Genomic DNA, 15,964 nt, shown 5'->3' with positions numbered 1-15,964 from the left:
CTACCCCGGGGAGCCCGATCATCCGATCTCTGCCAGGCTGGCGGGGATGGCATGGCTGGACTGGGCGATCACCGCGGCGGGCGTCCTCGTGGTCCTCGCCGCGCTGCGGGACATCTTCCACACGCTGTGGCACCCCAGTGGCCGCGGCTCCCTCAGCACGCAGGTGATGCGCGCGGTGTGGTGGGCGGGGCGGCGGCGTCGCAACCGCAGCGGCGGCCTGACCGGTCCCGGCGGGCTGGGGCTGGTCATCCTCCTGTGGCTCGCGATGCTGATCGCCGGCGGCGCCCTCGTCTACGTGCCCCACCTGCCCGAGGCCTTCTCCTTCTCGAGCGGCCTGGACGTGAGCGAGCGCAGTGACGTCCTCGACGCCGTCTACCTGTCCACCGTCACCCTCGCGACGCTCGGCTTCGGTGACGTCGTGCCGGTCGATGGCTGGCTCCGGATCGCCGTGCCCGTGCAGGCGCTGGTCGGCTTCGGCCTGCTCACCGCGTCGGTCACCTGGGTGCTGCAGATCTACCCGGCCCTCGTCCGGCGGCGGTCACTCGCCGTCCGGCTGGCGGTGCTCCGGGCGGTGGCTCCCGAGGACCTTCTGCACGACGCCGGCTCGACGCTGGCCGCGCCCCTGCTGGAGAGTCTCGCGGGCGCGCTGGTCCAGGCGCGGGTCGACGTCACCCAGTACGCCGAGACGTACTACTTCCGGGACGGGGACGAGGAGGCCGCGCTGCCGGCGATGATCCGGGTCGCGACCGCGCTGGCGGAGAGCGGGCGGTCCGCGCCGCGCCTCGACGTCCGGGTCGCCGCCGCACTCCTGGACAGGGCTGTCGACGACTTCGCCCGGGTCCTCGACGACCAGTTCCTGCACACCGGCGGTGCGAAGGACGAGATCCTGGCCGCCTACGCGGAGGCGCACCACCGCACGGGTCAGGACTGAGCGGCGGTCTCCTGCCGGTCGGTCGCCCGGCGGTACAGGACCCGCCCGGGCGCCGCGGTGACGCCGTGCGCCAGCGTGCTCGCCGCGACGACCAGGGTCCCGGCGGCCAGCACGGTGGGATCGGCGCCCAGTCGCTCGGCCTCCATCCCGAGGTAGAACAGCGCGGAGACGCCGATGGGCCCGAACCAGCCCAGGTGGACCGCGTCGGGGAGCCCCAGGCGCAGCGGTCGGCGCAGCAGGAGCAGCACGGGGAGCCGGCGGAGCAGCAGGATCGCGACGGCCAGCGCAGGCCCCTGCCAGCCGAGGTCGGCCCACGCGGACCAGGGGAGCGCCGCCCCGACGGCGATGAACAGCGGGATGACGAGGAACCGGTTGATCGCCTCGTCGATGGGTGCGTCGGTGGTCCGGTCGGACCCGCTGGCGACCAGGTTGAACGCCAGCCCGCAGACGAAGACCGCGAGCACGCCGTCGACCTCGATGATCCCCGAGAGCCCGAGCGCCGCGAAGGCCAGCACGACGGTGAACAGGGCGAGGGGCCCGTGGTCGGTGGAGCCGTGCTCCTCGCCGGCGCGCAGGGCCCGCCCGCCCAGCCAGCCCAGGGCGGCGCCCACCACCACGGCCCCGGTGACCTGCCAGAGCGACTCGAGGAGGGCGTCGCCGGTGGTCAGGGGACCGGCGAGGGCGACGGCGACCAGGACCAGCGGGAGGGCCAGCCCGTCGTTGGCGCCCGACTCCAGGGACAGGATCTGCCGGTCCCGGGCGGGGAGGTCCTCCTCGGCGGGCGCGCCGGTCACGACGTTGGAGGCGAGCACCGGATCGGTCGGGCACAGCGCTGCGCCCAGCAGCGCGGCCGCCCCCAGCCCGACGCCGAGGAAGGCGACGGAGAGCCCCGCGGTCACCAGCGCCATGGCCGGCATCGCGACCGCCAGGAGCAGCAGCACCGGCCGCAACCGGGACCGCGCATCCCCGAACGGGTACCGGAGCGCCACGGACATGACGGAGATCGCCAGGAGCAGACGGGTGGCCGTGTGCAGCCAGGTCTGGTCCTCGGTCATCGGCGCCACGGGGAGCACGTCGAGCACCGCCGGCCCGATCAGCACGCCGATCACCAGTCCGATGAGCGGCTCGGACACGGGGAGCCGGCGCAGCCGGCCCGACAGCGCCGCGACGCCGATGGCCAGCAGCCCGCCGGTGAGCAGCAGCACGTCGATGGTCATCGGACCGCACTGCCCGGACCGTCAGCCGATCATGCGGGAGCGTCGCCGGGTCGGTCACCGGGACGTGCGACCACGTCATCGTGGCCGGTCCGGTTGCGGTCGAGGAAGTACGCACCCAGGGCGCCGGCCACGGTGGCGAAGACGGCCACCGAGTAGACGGCGAGCACCACGTCGAGGACGCGGGCCAGGGCGCTGTCGGCCGAGAGCGGTTCGCCGCTGACCGTGGCGAGGGCGGCGTCGTACAGCGCCGGGCCGTAGTCGTCGTAGTCGCCCAGGACGTACAGCAGCTGGCTGGCCGCCAGCGCGACGACGCCGGTCACGGCCGCCAGCCAGCCGATCCGGCTGGACAGCAGGCGGCCGGCCGACCGCGAACCCCGGACCGCCGCCGACAGGACGCCGCCGACACGGGCCACCCGCAGCAGGGCCAGCGCGCGGACGAACCGGAGGAAGGGCAGCGCCAGGAAGATCAGCTGCCACCAGTTCCTGGCCCAGAACGCCCGTCGGTCCGTCGCGGTCGCCGCACGGTGGGCGAACTCGCCGACGAACACGGCCCAGCACAGCCAGCCGACGACGCCGAGCGTGGTGACCAGCCACGTCTCCCGGGCCAGGCTCTGGCCCAGGACCACGAGGACGAAGACCAGGCCCAGGATCCCCATCGGCCGGTCCAGCCGGCGGGCCAGCCCCTCCACCTCAGGGGGCGGGGCGGCGGTTGCTCCGGACGTCGTCATGGAGCACGCCTACCCGCAGGGCGTGGATCGGGAAAAGAATGTCCTCCCGACGTGTCGATTCCGGCGCAGCCCGTTCGACGGGAAGGTAGAGCGGAGCCTCCGCCGGCCGACCGGGACCGGCCTCCGCCTCCACGACAGGGAGAGTCCGATGCGCTTCATGGTGATCGTCAAGGCGACCGAGGACAGCGAGAAGGGCGCGATGCCCAGCCAGGAGATGCTGGCGGCGATGGGCGCCTACAACGAGGAGCTGGTCAAGGCCGGCGTCATGCTCGACGGCGACGGGCTGCGGCCGAGTTCCCACGGCGCCCGCGTCCGGTTCGACGACGAGGGCGACGCCACCGTCATCGACGGCCCGTTCACCGAGACCAAGGAACTCGTCTCCGGTTACTGGGTCTTCGAGGTCTCCTCCAAGGAGGAGGCGGTCGAGTGGGCCCGCAAGGCCCCCTTCCGCGGCGGCGAGCTGGAGATCCGGCCCTTCTCGGTCCCCGAGGACTTCGGCGAGGCGTTCACGCCCGAGCTGCAGGCCAAGGAGGACGAGCTCCGGGACGTGCTCACCGCCCAGCGCGAGGCGTGACCACCCCTCCGGCCCGGACGGCGTCGACGGCGGACCTGCACCGCGTCGTCGACGCCGTCTGGCGCATGGAGTCGGCCCGGATCGTCGGCGCGCTGGCCCGGGTCACCGGCGACGTCGGGCTCGCGGAGGAGCTCGCGCAGGACGCGCTGGTCGCCGCACTCGAGCAGTGGCCGGCGTCGGGGGTGCCGGCCAGGCCCGGCGCGTGGCTCATGGCCACCGCCAAGCACCGGGCGATCGACTCCTTCCGCCGGGCGCAGAACCTGCGGCGCAAGACCGAGGAGCTGGGCCACTCACTGGTCCAGGCCGAGGGGCTCGAGGAGGACTGGGCCGCCGCGCTCGACGAGGTCGTGGAGGACGACGTCCTGCGGCTGGTGTTCATCGCCTGCCACCCCGTGCTCGCCCGCGAGGCCCGGGTGGCGCTCACCCTCCGGCTGGTGGGCGGGCTGGCCACCGACGAGATCGCCCGCGCCTTCCTCGTGCCGGAGAAGACGCTGGCGCAGCGGATCGTGCGGGCCAAGCGCACCCTCACCGCCGCCCGCGTGCCGTTCGAGACGCCCACCGGCGCGGACTTCACCACCCGGCTGTCCTCGGTGCTCGAGGTTCTCTACCTGGTCTTCAACGAGGGCTACTCGGCCACTGCGGGGGAGGACCTCACCCGGCCGGCGCTGTGCCAGGAGGCCATGCGGCTCGGGCGCATCCTCGCCGGGCTCGTGCCGGGGGAGTCCGAGGTGCACGGCCTGGTCGCGCTGATGGAGTTGCAGGCCTCCCGGCTGGCCGCCCGCCTCGGGCCGGACGGCGAGTCGGTGCTGCTCGCCGACCAGGACCGGAGCCGCTGGGACCGCGTCCTGGTGAACCGCGGCCTGGCGGCGCTGGCCCGGGCCGAGCAGACCGCCGCGGGGGCGCTCGGCCCGTACGCGCTGCAGGCGGGGATCGCCGCCTGCCATGCACGCGCCCGCAGCGTCGAGGGGACCGACTGGGCGGCGATCGCCGCGGGGTACGAGGCGCTGGCTGCGCTGACGCCGTCCCCGGTGGTGGAGCTCAACCGCGCCGTCGCGGTGTCGCGCGCCTACGGAGCGGCGGCCGGGCTGGAGGTCGTGGACGGGCTGCGCGACGCGCCCGCCCTGCAGAGCTACCACCTGCTCCCGGCGGTGCGCGGCGACCTGCTCGCCCTGCTCGGTCGTCACGCCGAGGCGGCGGCGGAGTTCCGGCGGGCCGCCGGCCTCACCCGCAACGAGCGGGAGCGGGCGCTGCTGCTCGGACGGGCCGGCGACTGCGCGGGACCGGCCGGGATCGCCGCTCCCTGACGGGCGGGCGGGGCGCGCCCGAAGCATGCCTATAGTTAGGTGTGCCTTGCCTTCTGGTGGGGTTCTGACCGCCCCGTCGCAGGAGGACTTCGCACGTGAACACGCCGCGCCGGGCGACCACCGGGCTCCTGACCGCCACCGCCCTCGCCGCCGCCCTCGCCGGCTGCGGTGACTCGGGCTCGGCCGACGGCGAGACGCTCACCGTCTACAGCGCGCAGCACGAGAGCCTGGTCCGCACGATGCTCGAGGGCTTCACCGACGAGACCGGCATCGAGCTGGAGTTCCGTGACGCCAGCGACTCCGAGCTGGCCAACCAGATCGTGCAGGAGGGCAAGGCTTCGCCGGCCGACGTCTTCCTCACCGAGAACAGCCCGTCGATCGACGTCGTCGACCAGGCCGGGCTGCTCGCGCCGGTGGACGACGCGACCCTGGAGCAGGTGGGGGAGCAGTTCCGCCCCGCGTCCGGCAACTGGGTCGGCTTCGCCGCGCGGTCGACCACGCTGATCCACAACCCGGAGCAGATCCCGGAGGACCAGCTCCCCGCCTCGCTCCTCGACCTCGCCGACCCGGCGTGGAAGGGACGGGTGGCGATCGCCGCTGGCGGCCCGGACTTCCAGGCCATCGTCAGCGCCGTCCTCTCGCTCGAGGGCGAGGACGCGACCCGGCAGTGGCTCACCGGCCTGGCGGCCAACGCCGAGGTGTACGCGAGCAACACCGCGATCATGAAGGCCGTCGACGAGGGCGAGGTCCCGGTCGGCATCACCTACCACTACTACTGGTTCCGCGACCAGGCGCAGAACGGCCTCATCGGCGACGACGCCGCGCTGCACTTCTTCCGCAACCAGGATCCGGGGGCGTTCGTCAGCGTCTCCGGAGCGGGGGTGCTCGCCTCCTCCGACCAGAAGGACGACGCCCAGCGCCTGGTCCAGTGGCTCACCGCCCGGGGTGCGCAGGAGAAGCTCGCCGACAGCAGCGCCCTGGAGTACGCCGTCGGCGTCGGGGTGGACTCCGCGCCCGCGCTGCCGCCGCTGGACGGCCTGCAGGCGCCCCCCGTCGACCCCGGCTCGCTCGACGCCGCGCTGGTCACCGAGCTGATGCAGGAGGCGGGGCTGCTCTGACGACCACGCTGCCGCTGGACCCGGCACCCGGTGCGCCCCCGGCGGACCGGGTCCCCGGCGCGCCCGCGCGCAGCCTGCGCCGCCACCCGGTGACCGTGGCGCTCGCCGTGGCCGTGGCCGCCCTGGCGCTCCTGCCGCTGGGCTACATCGTCTGGTACGCGTTCGACCTCGGCTGGTCCGGCATCCAGGAGCTCGTCTTCCGGCCCCGCGTGGGCGAGCTGCTCTGGAACACCACCCGGCTGGTGCTCGGCACGGTGGTGGCCTGCTGCGTCCTGGGGGTCGGGGCCGCATGGCTGGTGGAGCGCACCTCGGTGCCGGGACGCCGGATCTGGCACGTGCTGCTGGTGGCGCCGCTGGCCGTGCCGGCGTTCGTGCACAGCTTCGCCTGGATCTCCCTGCTGCCCGGCCTGGACACCTACGCCGGTGCGCTCCTGGTCGTCACGCTCTCCTACTTCCCGTTCGTCTACCTGCCGGTGGTCGCCGCCTTCCGGGGACTGGACCCGGCGCTCGAGGACACCGCCCGCGGCCTGGGCCTCTCCACCTGGGCGGTCTTCCGCCGGGTCCAGCTGCCGCAGCTGCGCGTGGCCCTGCTGGGCGGCAGCCTGCTGGTGGCCCTGCACCTGCTCGCCGAGTTCGGCGCTCTGCAGATGCTGCGCTATCCGACGTTCACGACCGCCATCTACGACCAGTACCAGGCCACCTTCAACGGGCCGGGCGCCACCACGCTGGCCGGCGTGCTCGTGCTGCTCTGCCTGGTGCTGCTGCTGGCCGAGATCCGGCTGCGCGGCCGGCGGACGTACGCCCGCGGCACCCGCGGAGCGACGCGCCCGGTCCGGCCGGTGGCCCTCCGCGGGCTCACCGCACCGGCGCTGCTCGGGCTGGCCGTCCTCGTGGGGCTGTCGCTGGCGGTGCCGCTGGGCAGCCTCGGCTACTGGATGGCGCGCGGCGCGTCCGCGCTGGACTGGAACCTGCTGACCTCCACCACCGGCACCACGCTCGGGCTCGGGGCCACCGCGGCGGTGCTGACGACGGCGATGGCGCTGCCCGCCGGCTGGCTGGCGGTGCGCGCCCGCGGCCGGACGACCACGCTGCTGGAGCGCAGCACGTACCTGGGCAGCTCCGTGCCCGGCATCGTCGTGGCCCTGGCGCTGGTCACGATCAGCATCCGGGCGACGCCGTGGCTCTACCAGACGGTGCCGGTGCTGCTGGCCGCCTACGCGATCCTCTTCCTGCCGCGCGCCGTGGTCACGGTGCGCTCGGCGGTCGAGCAGGCGCCGCCGCTGTTCGACGACGTCGCGGCGTCCCTGGGCTCCTCCGCGCTCGACCGGCTGCGCCGCATCACCCTGCCGCTGCTGGCTCCCGGCATCGGCGCCGGTGCCGCCCTGGTCTTCCTGGCCGTCGTCACCGAGCTGACCGCCACCCTGCTGCTCGCGCCCACGGGAACACGGACCCTGGCCACGGCCTTCTGGTCGGCCAGCAGCTCCCTGGACTACGGCGCGGCGGCCCCCTACGCCGTGGTCATGGTGCTGCTCGCCGCACCTGCCACCGTCCTGCTGTCCCGAGATGCCCGACGAGGTCTGACGACATGAGCTCCCTGACCGTGACCGGCGTGACCCGGTCCTTCGGCGCCGGCACCCCGGTGCTGCGCGGGGTGGACCTGCACGTGCCCAGCGGGAGCTTCACCGCGCTGCTGGGCCCGTCGGGCTGCGGCAAGACCACGCTGCTCCGGATCGTCGCCGGGTTCGACGAGCCCGACGCCGGCACCGTGGCGCTCGGCGACCGGGTGGTCGCCGGCGGCCCGGGGCGCAGCGTCCCGGCCCGCCGACGTGGGATCGGCTTCGTGCCGCAGGAGGGCGGCCTGTTCCCGCACCTCACCGTGGCCGGCAACATCAGCTTCGGCCTGCCCCGCCGGCAGCGCCGCGACGGCGGCCGGGTGCGCGAGCTGCTCGAGCTGGTCGGGCTCGACGCCGCGCTCGCCGGCAGGTCGCCGCACCAGCTCTCCGGCGGGCAGCAGCAGCGGGTCGCCGTCGCCCGCGCGCTGGCCCCCGCGCCGTCCCTGGTGCTCCTGGACGAGCCCTTCTCCTCCCTCGACGCCGCGCTGCGGGAGGAGACCCGCACCGCCGTCTCCGCCGCGCTGGCCGCCACCGGGGCGACCGCGGTGCTGGTCACCCACGACCAGGCCGAGGCGCTCTCGATGGCCGACCAGGTGGCGGTCATGCGCCACGGCCGGCTCGTGCAGCTGACCGACCCGCGCACCCTCTACCGCAGCCCCCAGGACCTCGACGTCGCCACGTTCGTGGGCGAGGCCGTCGTCCTCGACGCCGACGTCCGCGGTGGCACGGCGCACTGCGCACTCGGGGCGGTGCCGGTGGACGGCGGGTACCCCGACGGCCCCGCGCGGGTGCTCCTGCGTCCCGAGCAGCTGCGCCTCTCCACGCCCGGTTCGGCGCCCGGTGAGGTGGTCGCGCGGGTGGACGGCGTCGACTTCTTCGGGCACGACGCCCGCGTCCGGCTGGCCCTGCCGACCGCGGGAACCGTCAGCGCGCGGCTCGAGGGCGGCGAGCTGCCCACGACCGGTGCGGACGTCGCCGTGACCGTGCGCGGCACGGCGCTGGTCTTCCCCGTCGCAGCGACCGGCGTCCCGGCGCCGCTGCAGCCCCTCGGCTGAACGGTCCGGCGCATCCCGCCGGACCCCTGCCGGCAGCGCGGATTAGGACAGCCTAAGCTCATCCTCCGTGGACCTTCTCCTCTTCACCGTGGACCCGTCCTGGGGGCGCGACGTCGTCGCCGCCGGAGCAGCGGGCATCGTCGTCGACTGGGAACGGCGGGGGAAGGCGCGGCGTCAGGAGGGTGAGAACACCCAGATCAACGACGACACCCCCGAGGACCTGTCGCGCATGCGGGCGGCCGTCGACGGGCGGCTGGTGTGCCGGATCAACGGCTACGGCCCCTGGACGCCGTCGGAGGTGGCCGACGCCGTCGCCCGGGGGGCCGACGAGATCCTGCTGCCCATGGTCCGCACCGAGGAGGAGGTGGACCGGACCCTCGACCTGGCCGCGGGCCGGTGCGGCGTCGGGATCCTCGTGGAGACGCAGGACGCGGTCGACCGGTCGGTCGCCCTGGCCCGCCGGCCGCTGTCGCGGATCTACGTGGGCTTGAACGACCTGCGCATCGACCGCCGCTCGACCGAGCTGTTCCGCCCCCTGGTGGACGGGACCGTGGACGCCGTGCGCGCGACGGTCGACCAGCCGTTCGGGGTGGGCGGACTGACCTTGCCCGGCGGTGGCTCCCCGGTCAGCGCCGACCTGCTGGCCGCCGAACTGGTCCGGATGGGCACCGACTTCACCTTCCTGCGCCGGTCCTTCACCGCCGACATGGCCGACCGGGACCCGTTCACCGAGGTCCCGCGGCTGCTGGACTCCCTGGCCGCGCTCCGGCGCAGCGAGCCGGCCGTGGTGGCGGAGAACCGGGCCCGGTTCGTCGAGGCCGTGACCGGGCGGCCGGTCGCGGTGGCGGCGACGCAGCCGGCGTGAGGGCGCTCGTCACCGGTGCCGGCGGCTTCGTCGGCCGGCACCTGGTGCGGCGGCTCGGTACCGAGGGCTGGGACGTCGTGCCGCTGGGCCGGAACGAGGTGGACCTCGCCGATCCCGTCGCCGCCGCGGCCGCGGTGCGCGCGGCCGATCCGGACGTCGTGTTCTCCCTCGCCGCCGGGCGCGCGAAGGCGACACCCGCGGAGCGGGCCGCGACGGTGGCGGTGAACACCAGTCCCTGGCTGGTGGACGCGCTGCCCGACCGGTGCCGCACCGTCGTCCGGCTCGGGTCCTCGACCGAGTACGCGGCGTCCACCGCCCCGCTCACCGAGCAGGCGGCGCTGGAGCCGAGGGGGTTCTTCGGGGCCACCAAGGCCGCCGGGTCGCTGCTGCTCCAGGCCGCGGCCGCCGAACGCGGCGTCCGGTCGGCGGTCCTCCGGGCGTTCCAGGTCTACGGCCCCGGCGACCACCCGACACGGCTGGTCCCGGTCGTCCTCGAGGCGGCGCGCACCGGCGGCACCGTCGCCCTGCCCGCGCGGATCAGCCGGCGCGACTGGGTCTGGGTGGGCGACGTCGTCGAGGCCTGCCTCCGCGCAGCCGTCGACGACGGGCTGGCGCCGGGCGTGGTGCTCAACATCGGCACCGGCGTGCAGACCAGCACCGAGGAGCTCGTCGAGACCGCCGCCCGGGTCACCGGCCGGCCGATCGCCACGGCACCCGGGGCCCATCCGGGCCGGGACTGGGACGCCGCGAACTGGGTGTGCGACCCCTCGGCCGCCCGCCGGGTGCTCGGGTGGGCGCCCACCGTCGACCTGGCCGAGGGGCTCGCCCGCACGTGGGCGCGGTCGTGAGCCCGCGGATCGCCGTCGTCGTCCCGGTGTACGCGAACGAGGCCACCCTGCGGCCGCTCGCGCAGCGGCTGGCCGCGGCCCTCGAGGACCGGGACTGGCGGCTGCGCCTGGTCATCGACGCCTCCCCGGACGGCAGCGCCGCCGTCGCCGCCGCCCTGGCGGCGCAGGACCACCGGATCGCGGTCAGCGGCCTTCCGGTCAACGGCGGGCAGCACGCCGCCCTCGCGCACGGCCTCGCGGCCGAGCCGGACGCCGACGTGTGGGTCTGCCTCGACGCGGATCTGCAGGACCCGCCGGAAGCCGTGCCGGTGCTGCTCGACCGCCTGGCCCGCGGCGACGTGGGCGCGGTCTTCGCCGGGCGGCGGGGGCGGTACGAGTCGGCGGCGCGGCGGCTCACCGGCGGCCTGCACCGCCGGCTGGCCGCGCGGCTGACCGGCTTGCCGGCCGATGCGGGCGCCTTCCTCGCGATGGGAGCGGCGGTGCGCGACGCCGTCGTCACCGCGGTGCGCGACGAGGGTGCGCCCAGCGTCGTGCTGGCGGTGGCGCGCGCTGGTCGGCCGGTCGTCAGCGTCCCCGTGGAGCGGGATCAGCGGCCGGAGGGGCGGTCGGCCTGGACCGCCCGGGCCCGGTTGCGGCAGTCCCTGTCGTCCCTGGCCTGGGCGCTGCGCGCCCGTCGCTGATCCAGCGGTTCAGCCGCCGGCCTCCCAGCGCTGCAGCACCAGCCGGGTCTGGGTGCCGCGGAACGCCCGCTCCTCGACCAGTTGGAGGCCGGCCTCCAGCAGGATCTCGTCGTCGTCGGTCGGCTCGGGCACCCCGTCGATCAGCCGCCGGACCAGCCACACCCGGTCCGCGTCGGCCGGTGCGTCGTCCGGGGGCAGGACCAGGTCGGCCCGCAGTCGCGGAGCCAGAACGCGTACGTAGTGGTCCAGCCCGATCGCCGAGCGCTGGTCGGCGGCCACGACCGGCTCCCCGGCCACCTGGACGTCGGCCAGCGTGCGCACGAGGTCGTCGGCGCGCTCCCGGGGCTCCCGTTCGGCGAGGGGGCTGCTGCTGAGCAGGGCGCAGGCCACCAGCAGCCCCGCCAGCGGAGCCCGTGCCGGGCGCGGCACCGCGAGCGCGCCGGCCGCGGCGAGGACGCCGAGCCCGAGCAGCCCGGCGAGGAGATACCTCGGGTGGTAGACCGGCCGGAGCAGCTCGGCGCCCACCAGGAGCAGCAGGGGGACGCAGGTCCAGGTCAGCCCGAGCACCCGCAGGTCGCGCCCGCGGCCGCCGCCACCCCGCACCGCCCCCACGACCGCCAGCCCCACGGCCAGCCACAGCAGGGGTGTGCGCCCACCGGCCCAGGCCTCCACGGCGTAGCCGAGCATGCGGCCGTCGGTGTCGCGCAGGTGCTCGGCGTTGCGCGCACCGGTGCCGTTGAGCAGGTTCAGCCCCACCAGCAGGCAGGCGGGCAGCGCGGCGGCGGCCCCGACGAGGACGACCGGCAGGGCGCGGCGGCCGCGCAGCACCGCCGCGGCGACGACGAAGGCCGCCAGGACGGTGACCGCGTACCAGTGACCCAGCCCCATCCCCGCGCCCGCGAGACCGAAGAGCACCAGCCCCCGGGGCGGCTCCTGCAGCCAGCGCACCAGGCCGAGCGCCGTCGCCCCGGTCGCCAGGACCGTGAGCCCGTAGCTGCGGGCCTCGACCGACTGCTGGAGCAGCAGCGGGCTCGCCGCCAGGACCAGCCCGGCGAGGACGCCGGTCGCCGTGCCGCCGAGCCGGGCGACGGCGCGGGTGACCAGCGCGAGGCCGCCGGCGGTCGCCAGGAGGGAGAGGACGCGGAGCGACGTGTCGCCGCCCAGCCCCGGCACCGACATCCAGGCGTGCACGACGACGTAGTACGGCGCGTTGTACGAGGGCGGGACACCCGCGAGGTAGCTGGTGACCCCCTCGCCGTCCCGGATCGCCGACAGGATCTCGCCGAGCGGCCGGCGGCCGACCTCCGCGGTGAACAGCTCGTCGAACCACAGCCCGTGCCCGGGGAGCAGGAGCACGGTCCCGAGCACCAGCGCCAGCACCGGGGGGAGGAGCTCGGCCGGGGACCAGCGCGTCGGCCGGCCCCGCCCGGATGCCGGGGACGTCGTGGGCACGAGGTCCGCCCGGGTCGCCGTCACGCCCCGAGGCTAGGCGACCACCGCTCGTGCGCCGGTGGGGGACGGCGGTGGCGCGGCGCGCTCAGGGCAGCCGGTCGAGGAGCGCCCGGGCCAGCACCACGGCCGCGGGATCGGGGTCGGCCTGTGCTGCGGCGGCACGGAGCAGCGCCACCAGCGGCCCGGCGAGCGCGGGGGAGAAGGCGGTGACCCACGCACCCGACGCCGCCCTCGCTTCGGCCACGTGCTCGGTGCCGCCGTCGGCGCGGTGCGCCACCACCTCGGGGCGGGAGGCGAGCAGACCGGCGGTCCGCCAGTCGCCCGGCGTGGTGCGGGCCGCCAGTCGCTCGATCCGGTCGGCGGCGGTGAGGAGTGCGAGGGCGTCGTCCACCCCGGCATGGTGGCGGGTGGGCGTTGCGTCCACGGCCCCGGGGTGGACGGCGCGGATGCCCGCCGCGACCCCTCAGGCGGGATCGCGGCGCATGGGCACGTGCGGGATGCCGTCCTCGTCGTAGCCCGGGCCGCTGCGCCGGAAGCCGAACTGCTCGTACCAGCCCTCCAGGTGGGCCTGGGCGCCCAGGGTGAGCGGGCCGTCGCCGTGGTCGGCGACGGCCAGCTCGATCAGCCGGGCCGCCAGCCCCTGGCCGCGGAAGGCAGGCGCGGTGACGACCCGGCCGATCGCCCGGCTCTCCCGGTTCTCCAGCACCCGGATGAGCGCGGCCACCTCGCCGTCGGCCTCGAACCACAGGTGCTCGGTCGTCGGCTCCAGGTCCCGGCCGTCCAGCTCCGGGTACGGGCAGGCCTGCTCGACCACGAACACGTCCACCCGGAGCCGGCACAGCCGGTACACCTCGAAGGGGGAGAGGTCGGCGAAGCGGGCGCGGCGCAGGACAGGGCTGACGGTCACGCGTCCTTCGTACCCGAGGCCCCCAGCTGATCGGTGGCAGCCGGCTCAGTCGTCCGGGTGGACCTGCTCCTTCCGGGAACGCAGCCAGAGCGGAACGGCGAGCCACCACCACGCCAGGACCGCCGCGACCCCGGAGGCGACCGTCCAGGCGAGCACCCGGTCGAACAGCACGTCCACGACCAGCAGCAGCGCCGAGCAGACCGCGACGGCGAGGACCACCAGCCCGGCGAAGGCCGAACGGTTGCTGCGGTGGAGCAGCGCCTCCTTGTCCTTCTGGCGGAACAGCACCCGGTGCTGCGCGGCGGGCGCGATGAGCAGGGCGGTGGCGATCGCCGCGGCGAGGAGGGCCACCAGGTAGACGCCGCGCTGGAAGTCGGTCAGCTCGTCGACGCCCTGGGAGAACGGCACGACCAGCAGGAAGGCGAAGAGGAACTGCACACCGGGCAGCGCCACCCGGAGCTCGTTGAGCAGCTCCATCAGTTCGCGATTGACGCGCTCCTGCCGGGTCTCACCGTGCTCGGCCACCTGTCCTCCTCGCGCCGTCGGGCGGGGGACATGCCCGCACGGGACGCCGGCATCACATCCGACACCGCGGAGGCACACGTTCGGGGGAGCGCTGGTCCCGGCTACAGACCCAGGGCCGTCGTCGCCTGGTCGACCAACTGGAAGTGGCCGACCGCCCAGAACGCCACCCCGGCGGCGGCCAGGCCGCCGCCGGTGACCGCCAGGGAGCTGGCGGGGTGCGCACGGGCGTGCTCCCAGGCGTCGCGGGCCTTCCGGCTGAAGCTGGTGAAGATGCGACGGGCCCACTCGAACTCCGTCGACCACACCCACAGGCCCAGCAGCACCGGCGGGATGGTGAGCGGGCCGGGCAGCACGGCCAGCGCCACGCCGAGGGCCACGCACAGCAGGCCGACGGCGAAGACGCCGATCCGCCAGGCCAGGGCGACCTCGCGCTTGCGGTGCACCCGCTCGCGGAAGGACCCCGGGCGCAGCTCCCGGGGTCGGCCGAGGCCGTCGGTGCAGTCAGGGCAGCGGGTCGACCCGCCGAGGGCGGCGGACGCGGTGGAAGTGGTCACGGGGGACCGCAGTACCCGACCCCGTGGCGGTCACTCCCGTTGTGCGCAATCGATCGGCCTGCCTCATCCCCTGTCCCTGTTCAGGTGCCGTAGCGCAGCGCCGCCCGCTCGCGGGCCTTCGCGGCCTCGACCTCGCGGTCCTTGGGCGGCGCCGTCGTCACCAGGGCGTCGAGCAGCCGCGCGGAGATCTCGGCGATCTCGTCGACGGCGCGGTCGAACGCCTCGGTGTTGGCCCGCGACGGCTTCGTCGTCCCGCTGATCTTCCGCACGTACTGCAGGGCGGCGGCATGCACCTCCTCGGAGGTCGCCGGCGGCTCGAAGTTGGAGAGCGGACGGATGTTCCGGCACATGGCCGCGAGCGTAGGAGCGCCGGGTCAGGCGGGGAAGCCCGCGCGGTCCACCTTCCGGTGGTAGCGGTCGCCCACCTTGCCGCCCAGCATCGCGCCGAGCAGCGTGGCCAGCAGGACCGCGGCGAGGGTGATCAGCCCACCGGTGGTGGCGGTGCCCTCGTCGACCGGGATGCGCGGCAGGTCGAGCTCCTGCAGCACGTTGTACTGCGCGCCCGCGACGGCGCCGGCGGCAGCCAGCACGAGGACGACGACCAGTCCGATGACCCACACCGCGAGGCCCTGGCGGACGCCGTCGAAGCGCGCCATCCGGCCCGCGACGTACCCGCCGGCCAGGTAGGCGACGAACAGCACGACGAGCGCGGCGATCGCGCCACCGAGCCCGATCGTCTCGGCTTGCGCGGCGGCCTCGTCGGCGGAGTCGACCCCCTGAGCGAGGCCGAAGGCGACCCCGGCGGCGCCGAGGACGGCGATCAGGAGGACGGCGAGGCCGTTGGCCGACAGCCAGCCGAAGAACGCCGCACCCCACCGGATGCCACCGAAGGAGGCGCGCTGGGCGGCGACGGCGGCGCGTGCGGTCGGAGGTGCTGCGTGCCGGGCGGTCGGCGAGTCGGCCACGGCGGGCTGCACGATGGTCTGGTCGTTGTCGGTGGATCCGGTGCCGGCCATGATGGCTCCTTCGGTTGCGGACGCGTCCGCGTCGGTCCCCCCGGGCAGTCGCGGTTGGTCAGTTCCCGCCTCCCACCTGGGCACACGCCGTGTCGCCCGGTCGGGCGAACGGAAGCGTTCCGGCCGGCGAGGAGGGGACGGCGTGACGGTGCTCCTGGTCGACGCGGCGAACGTGGTGGGTTCCCGCCCTGACGGCTGGTGGCGCGACCGGGCGGGCGCCGCGACCCGGCTGCTGGAACGGCTCGCCGGGCTCGTCGGCGCCACCCTCGCCGGGCCGGACGGCGAGCCGCTGACCTGCACGGCGGTCATCGCCGTGGTGGAGGGGCGGGCGCGTGCGGTGACCGCGCCGGAGGACGTCGGCGTGGTGCGCGCGACCGGCAGCGGGGACGACGCCCTGGTGGCCGAGGCGGAGCGGCTGACCACTGCCGGGCAGGAGCTGCTCGTGGTGACCGCCGACCGCGGGCTGCGTGCCCGGCTGCCCGCCGGGGCCGGGACGGCGGGGCCCGGTTGGCTGCTCGCCCGGCTGGACGAGCTGCCACCCCCGGGTTGACCCGGCCGGCGCGGGGGTAGGCCTGCG

General features: G+C 75.5%; 19 protein-coding genes. 10 read left to right on the top strand and 9 right to left on the bottom strand.

The features are described from left to right. Positions 1-46: 46 nt before the first annotated feature. On the top strand, positions 47-931 hold the full coding sequence (locus tag CRP29_RS14565; RefSeq protein WP_097195786.1) for a potassium channel family protein: 885 nt from the start codon (positions 47-49) through the stop codon (positions 929-931). Here CRP29_RS14565 and CRP29_RS14560 read toward each other — a convergent pair. Beyond that, positions 922-2,148, bottom strand: coding sequence for a cation:proton antiporter domain-containing protein (locus tag CRP29_RS14560; RefSeq protein ID WP_097195785.1), 1,227 nt, complete (start codon positions 2,146-2,148; stop codon positions 922-924). The genes CRP29_RS14565 and CRP29_RS14560 overlap by 10 nt on opposite strands. 29 nt (positions 2,149-2,177) lie before the next feature. Next, positions 2,178-2,876 carry a hypothetical protein gene (locus CRP29_RS14555; protein WP_097195784.1) on the bottom strand — a complete coding sequence of 233 codons (699 nt, stop codon included), beginning with the start codon at positions 2,874-2,876 and terminating at the stop codon, positions 2,178-2,180. 148 nt (positions 2,877-3,024) lie between these two features. Between CRP29_RS14555 and CRP29_RS14550 the strand changes: the two genes are divergently transcribed. The 8 genes from CRP29_RS14550 to CRP29_RS14515 all read left to right on the top strand — a co-directional run bounded on the left by CRP29_RS14550 (position 3,025) and on the right by CRP29_RS14515 (position 10,933). Next, positions 3,025-3,450: a YciI family protein gene (locus CRP29_RS14550; protein ID WP_097195783.1), complete on the top strand. Its 426-nt coding sequence runs from the start codon at positions 3,025-3,027 to the stop codon at positions 3,448-3,450. Beyond that, positions 3,447-4,754: an RNA polymerase sigma factor gene (locus CRP29_RS14545; protein WP_245852828.1), complete on the top strand. Its 1,308-nt coding sequence runs from the start codon at positions 3,447-3,449 to the stop codon at positions 4,752-4,754. Before CRP29_RS14550 ends, CRP29_RS14545 begins: the two co-directional genes overlap by 4 nt. A 95-nt stretch (positions 4,755-4,849) precedes the next feature. Beyond that, a complete protein-coding gene (locus tag CRP29_RS14540) occupies positions 4,850-5,872 on the top strand; it encodes an iron ABC transporter substrate-binding protein (RefSeq protein ID WP_097195782.1) in 1,023 nt (340 codons plus the stop codon). Between the two features lie 89 nt (positions 5,873-5,961). After that, positions 5,962-7,461, top strand: coding sequence for an ABC transporter permease (locus tag CRP29_RS14535; RefSeq protein WP_097195781.1), 1,500 nt, complete (start codon positions 5,962-5,964; stop codon positions 7,459-7,461). After that, the gene (locus CRP29_RS23585) at positions 7,458-8,540 is read left to right on the top strand and encodes an ABC transporter ATP-binding protein (RefSeq protein ID WP_097195780.1); all 1,083 of its coding nucleotides are present in this window, start codon (positions 7,458-7,460) and stop codon (positions 8,538-8,540) included. Before CRP29_RS14535 ends, CRP29_RS23585 begins: the two co-directional genes overlap by 4 nt. A 67-nt stretch (positions 8,541-8,607) precedes the next feature. Continuing rightward, the gene (locus CRP29_RS14525) at positions 8,608-9,405 is read left to right on the top strand and encodes a beta/alpha barrel domain-containing protein (protein WP_097195779.1); all 798 of its coding nucleotides are present in this window, start codon (positions 8,608-8,610) and stop codon (positions 9,403-9,405) included. Further along, positions 9,402-10,253 carry an NAD-dependent epimerase/dehydratase family protein gene (locus CRP29_RS14520; protein ID WP_097195778.1) on the top strand — a complete coding sequence of 284 codons (852 nt, stop codon included), beginning with the start codon at positions 9,402-9,404 and terminating at the stop codon, positions 10,251-10,253. The genes CRP29_RS14525 and CRP29_RS14520 overlap by 4 nt, the downstream gene beginning before the upstream one ends. Next, complete coding sequence (locus CRP29_RS14515) at positions 10,238-10,933, top strand: glycosyltransferase (protein ID WP_245852827.1); 696 nt, start codon at positions 10,238-10,240, stop codon at positions 10,931-10,933. Before CRP29_RS14520 ends, CRP29_RS14515 begins: the two co-directional genes overlap by 16 nt. 9 nt (positions 10,934-10,942) lie before the next feature. Here CRP29_RS14515 and CRP29_RS14510 read toward each other — a convergent pair whose 3' ends face one another. From CRP29_RS14510 to CRP29_RS14480, 7 genes are all read right to left on the bottom strand, one after another. Then, complete coding sequence (locus CRP29_RS14510; protein ID WP_097195777.1) at positions 10,943-12,409, bottom strand: ArnT family glycosyltransferase; 1,467 nt, start codon at positions 12,407-12,409, stop codon at positions 10,943-10,945. A 61-nt stretch (positions 12,410-12,470) separates the two neighbouring features. Beyond that, on the bottom strand, positions 12,471-12,776 hold the full coding sequence (locus CRP29_RS14505; RefSeq protein WP_097195776.1) for a hypothetical protein: 306 nt from the start codon (positions 12,774-12,776) through the stop codon (positions 12,471-12,473). A 72-nt stretch (positions 12,777-12,848) separates the two neighbouring features. Further along, positions 12,849-13,292 carry a GNAT family N-acetyltransferase gene (locus CRP29_RS14500; RefSeq protein WP_176522979.1) on the bottom strand — a complete coding sequence of 148 codons (444 nt, stop codon included), beginning with the start codon at positions 13,290-13,292 and terminating at the stop codon, positions 12,849-12,851. 45 nt (positions 13,293-13,337) lie between these two features. After that, complete coding sequence (locus CRP29_RS14495; RefSeq protein ID WP_097195775.1) at positions 13,338-13,817, bottom strand: DUF6328 family protein; 480 nt, start codon at positions 13,815-13,817, stop codon at positions 13,338-13,340. 101 nt (positions 13,818-13,918) lie between these two features. Then, entirely contained in the window at positions 13,919-14,371 is a 453-nt protein-coding gene (locus CRP29_RS14490; RefSeq protein ID WP_176522978.1) for a PGPGW domain-containing protein, read from the bottom strand. An 80-nt stretch (positions 14,372-14,451) separates the two neighbouring features. Next, positions 14,452-14,721, bottom strand: a complete 270-nt coding sequence (locus tag CRP29_RS14485) for a DUF2277 domain-containing protein (RefSeq protein WP_097195773.1) — start codon at positions 14,719-14,721, stop codon at positions 14,452-14,454. A 24-nt stretch (positions 14,722-14,745) separates the two neighbouring features. Beyond that, positions 14,746-15,387 carry a hypothetical protein gene (locus tag CRP29_RS14480; RefSeq protein WP_097195772.1) on the bottom strand — a complete coding sequence of 214 codons (642 nt, stop codon included), beginning with the start codon at positions 15,385-15,387 and terminating at the stop codon, positions 14,746-14,748. A gap of 142 nt (positions 15,388-15,529) precedes the next feature. Here CRP29_RS14480 and CRP29_RS14475 point away from each other — a divergent pair, with 142 nt between their 5' ends. After that, positions 15,530-15,937 (top strand): hypothetical protein, encoded by a 408-nt coding sequence (locus tag CRP29_RS14475; RefSeq protein ID WP_097195771.1) that lies wholly within the window; start codon positions 15,530-15,532, stop codon positions 15,935-15,937. Positions 15,938-15,964: the final 27 nt, after the last annotated feature.

Source organism: Blastococcus aggregatus, from assembly GCF_900221005.1.
Classification (GTDB): domain Bacteria; phylum Actinomycetota; class Actinomycetes; order Mycobacteriales; family Geodermatophilaceae; genus Blastococcus; species Blastococcus aggregatus.
Note: the sequence above shows the minus strand (reverse complement) of the source record. Positions and strands in the feature narration are given on the sequence as shown.

Bases quoted from the DNA above. Each gene is read 5' to 3' on its own strand.
- CRP29_RS14555 (WP_097195784.1), bottom strand. From the start codon at position 2,876: ATGACGACGTCCGGAGCAACCGCCGCCCCGCCCCCTGAGGTGGAGGGG.
- CRP29_RS14480 (WP_097195772.1), bottom strand. From the start codon at position 15,387: ATGGCCGGCACCGGATCCACCGACAACGACCAGACCATCGTGCAGCCC.
- CRP29_RS14550 (WP_097195783.1), top strand. From the start codon at position 3,025: ATGCGCTTCATGGTGATCGTCAAGGCGACCGAGGACAGCGAGAAGGGC.
- CRP29_RS14560 (WP_097195785.1), bottom strand. From the start codon at position 2,148: ATGACCATCGACGTGCTGCTGCTCACCGGCGGGCTGCTGGCCATCGGC.
- CRP29_RS14485 (WP_097195773.1), bottom strand. From the start codon at position 14,721: ATGTGCCGGAACATCCGTCCGCTCTCCAACTTCGAGCCGCCGGCGACC.
- CRP29_RS14565 (WP_097195786.1), top strand. From the start codon at position 47: ATGGCATGGCTGGACTGGGCGATCACCGCGGCGGGCGTCCTCGTGGTC.
- CRP29_RS23585 (WP_097195780.1), top strand. From the start codon at position 7,458: ATGAGCTCCCTGACCGTGACCGGCGTGACCCGGTCCTTCGGCGCCGGC.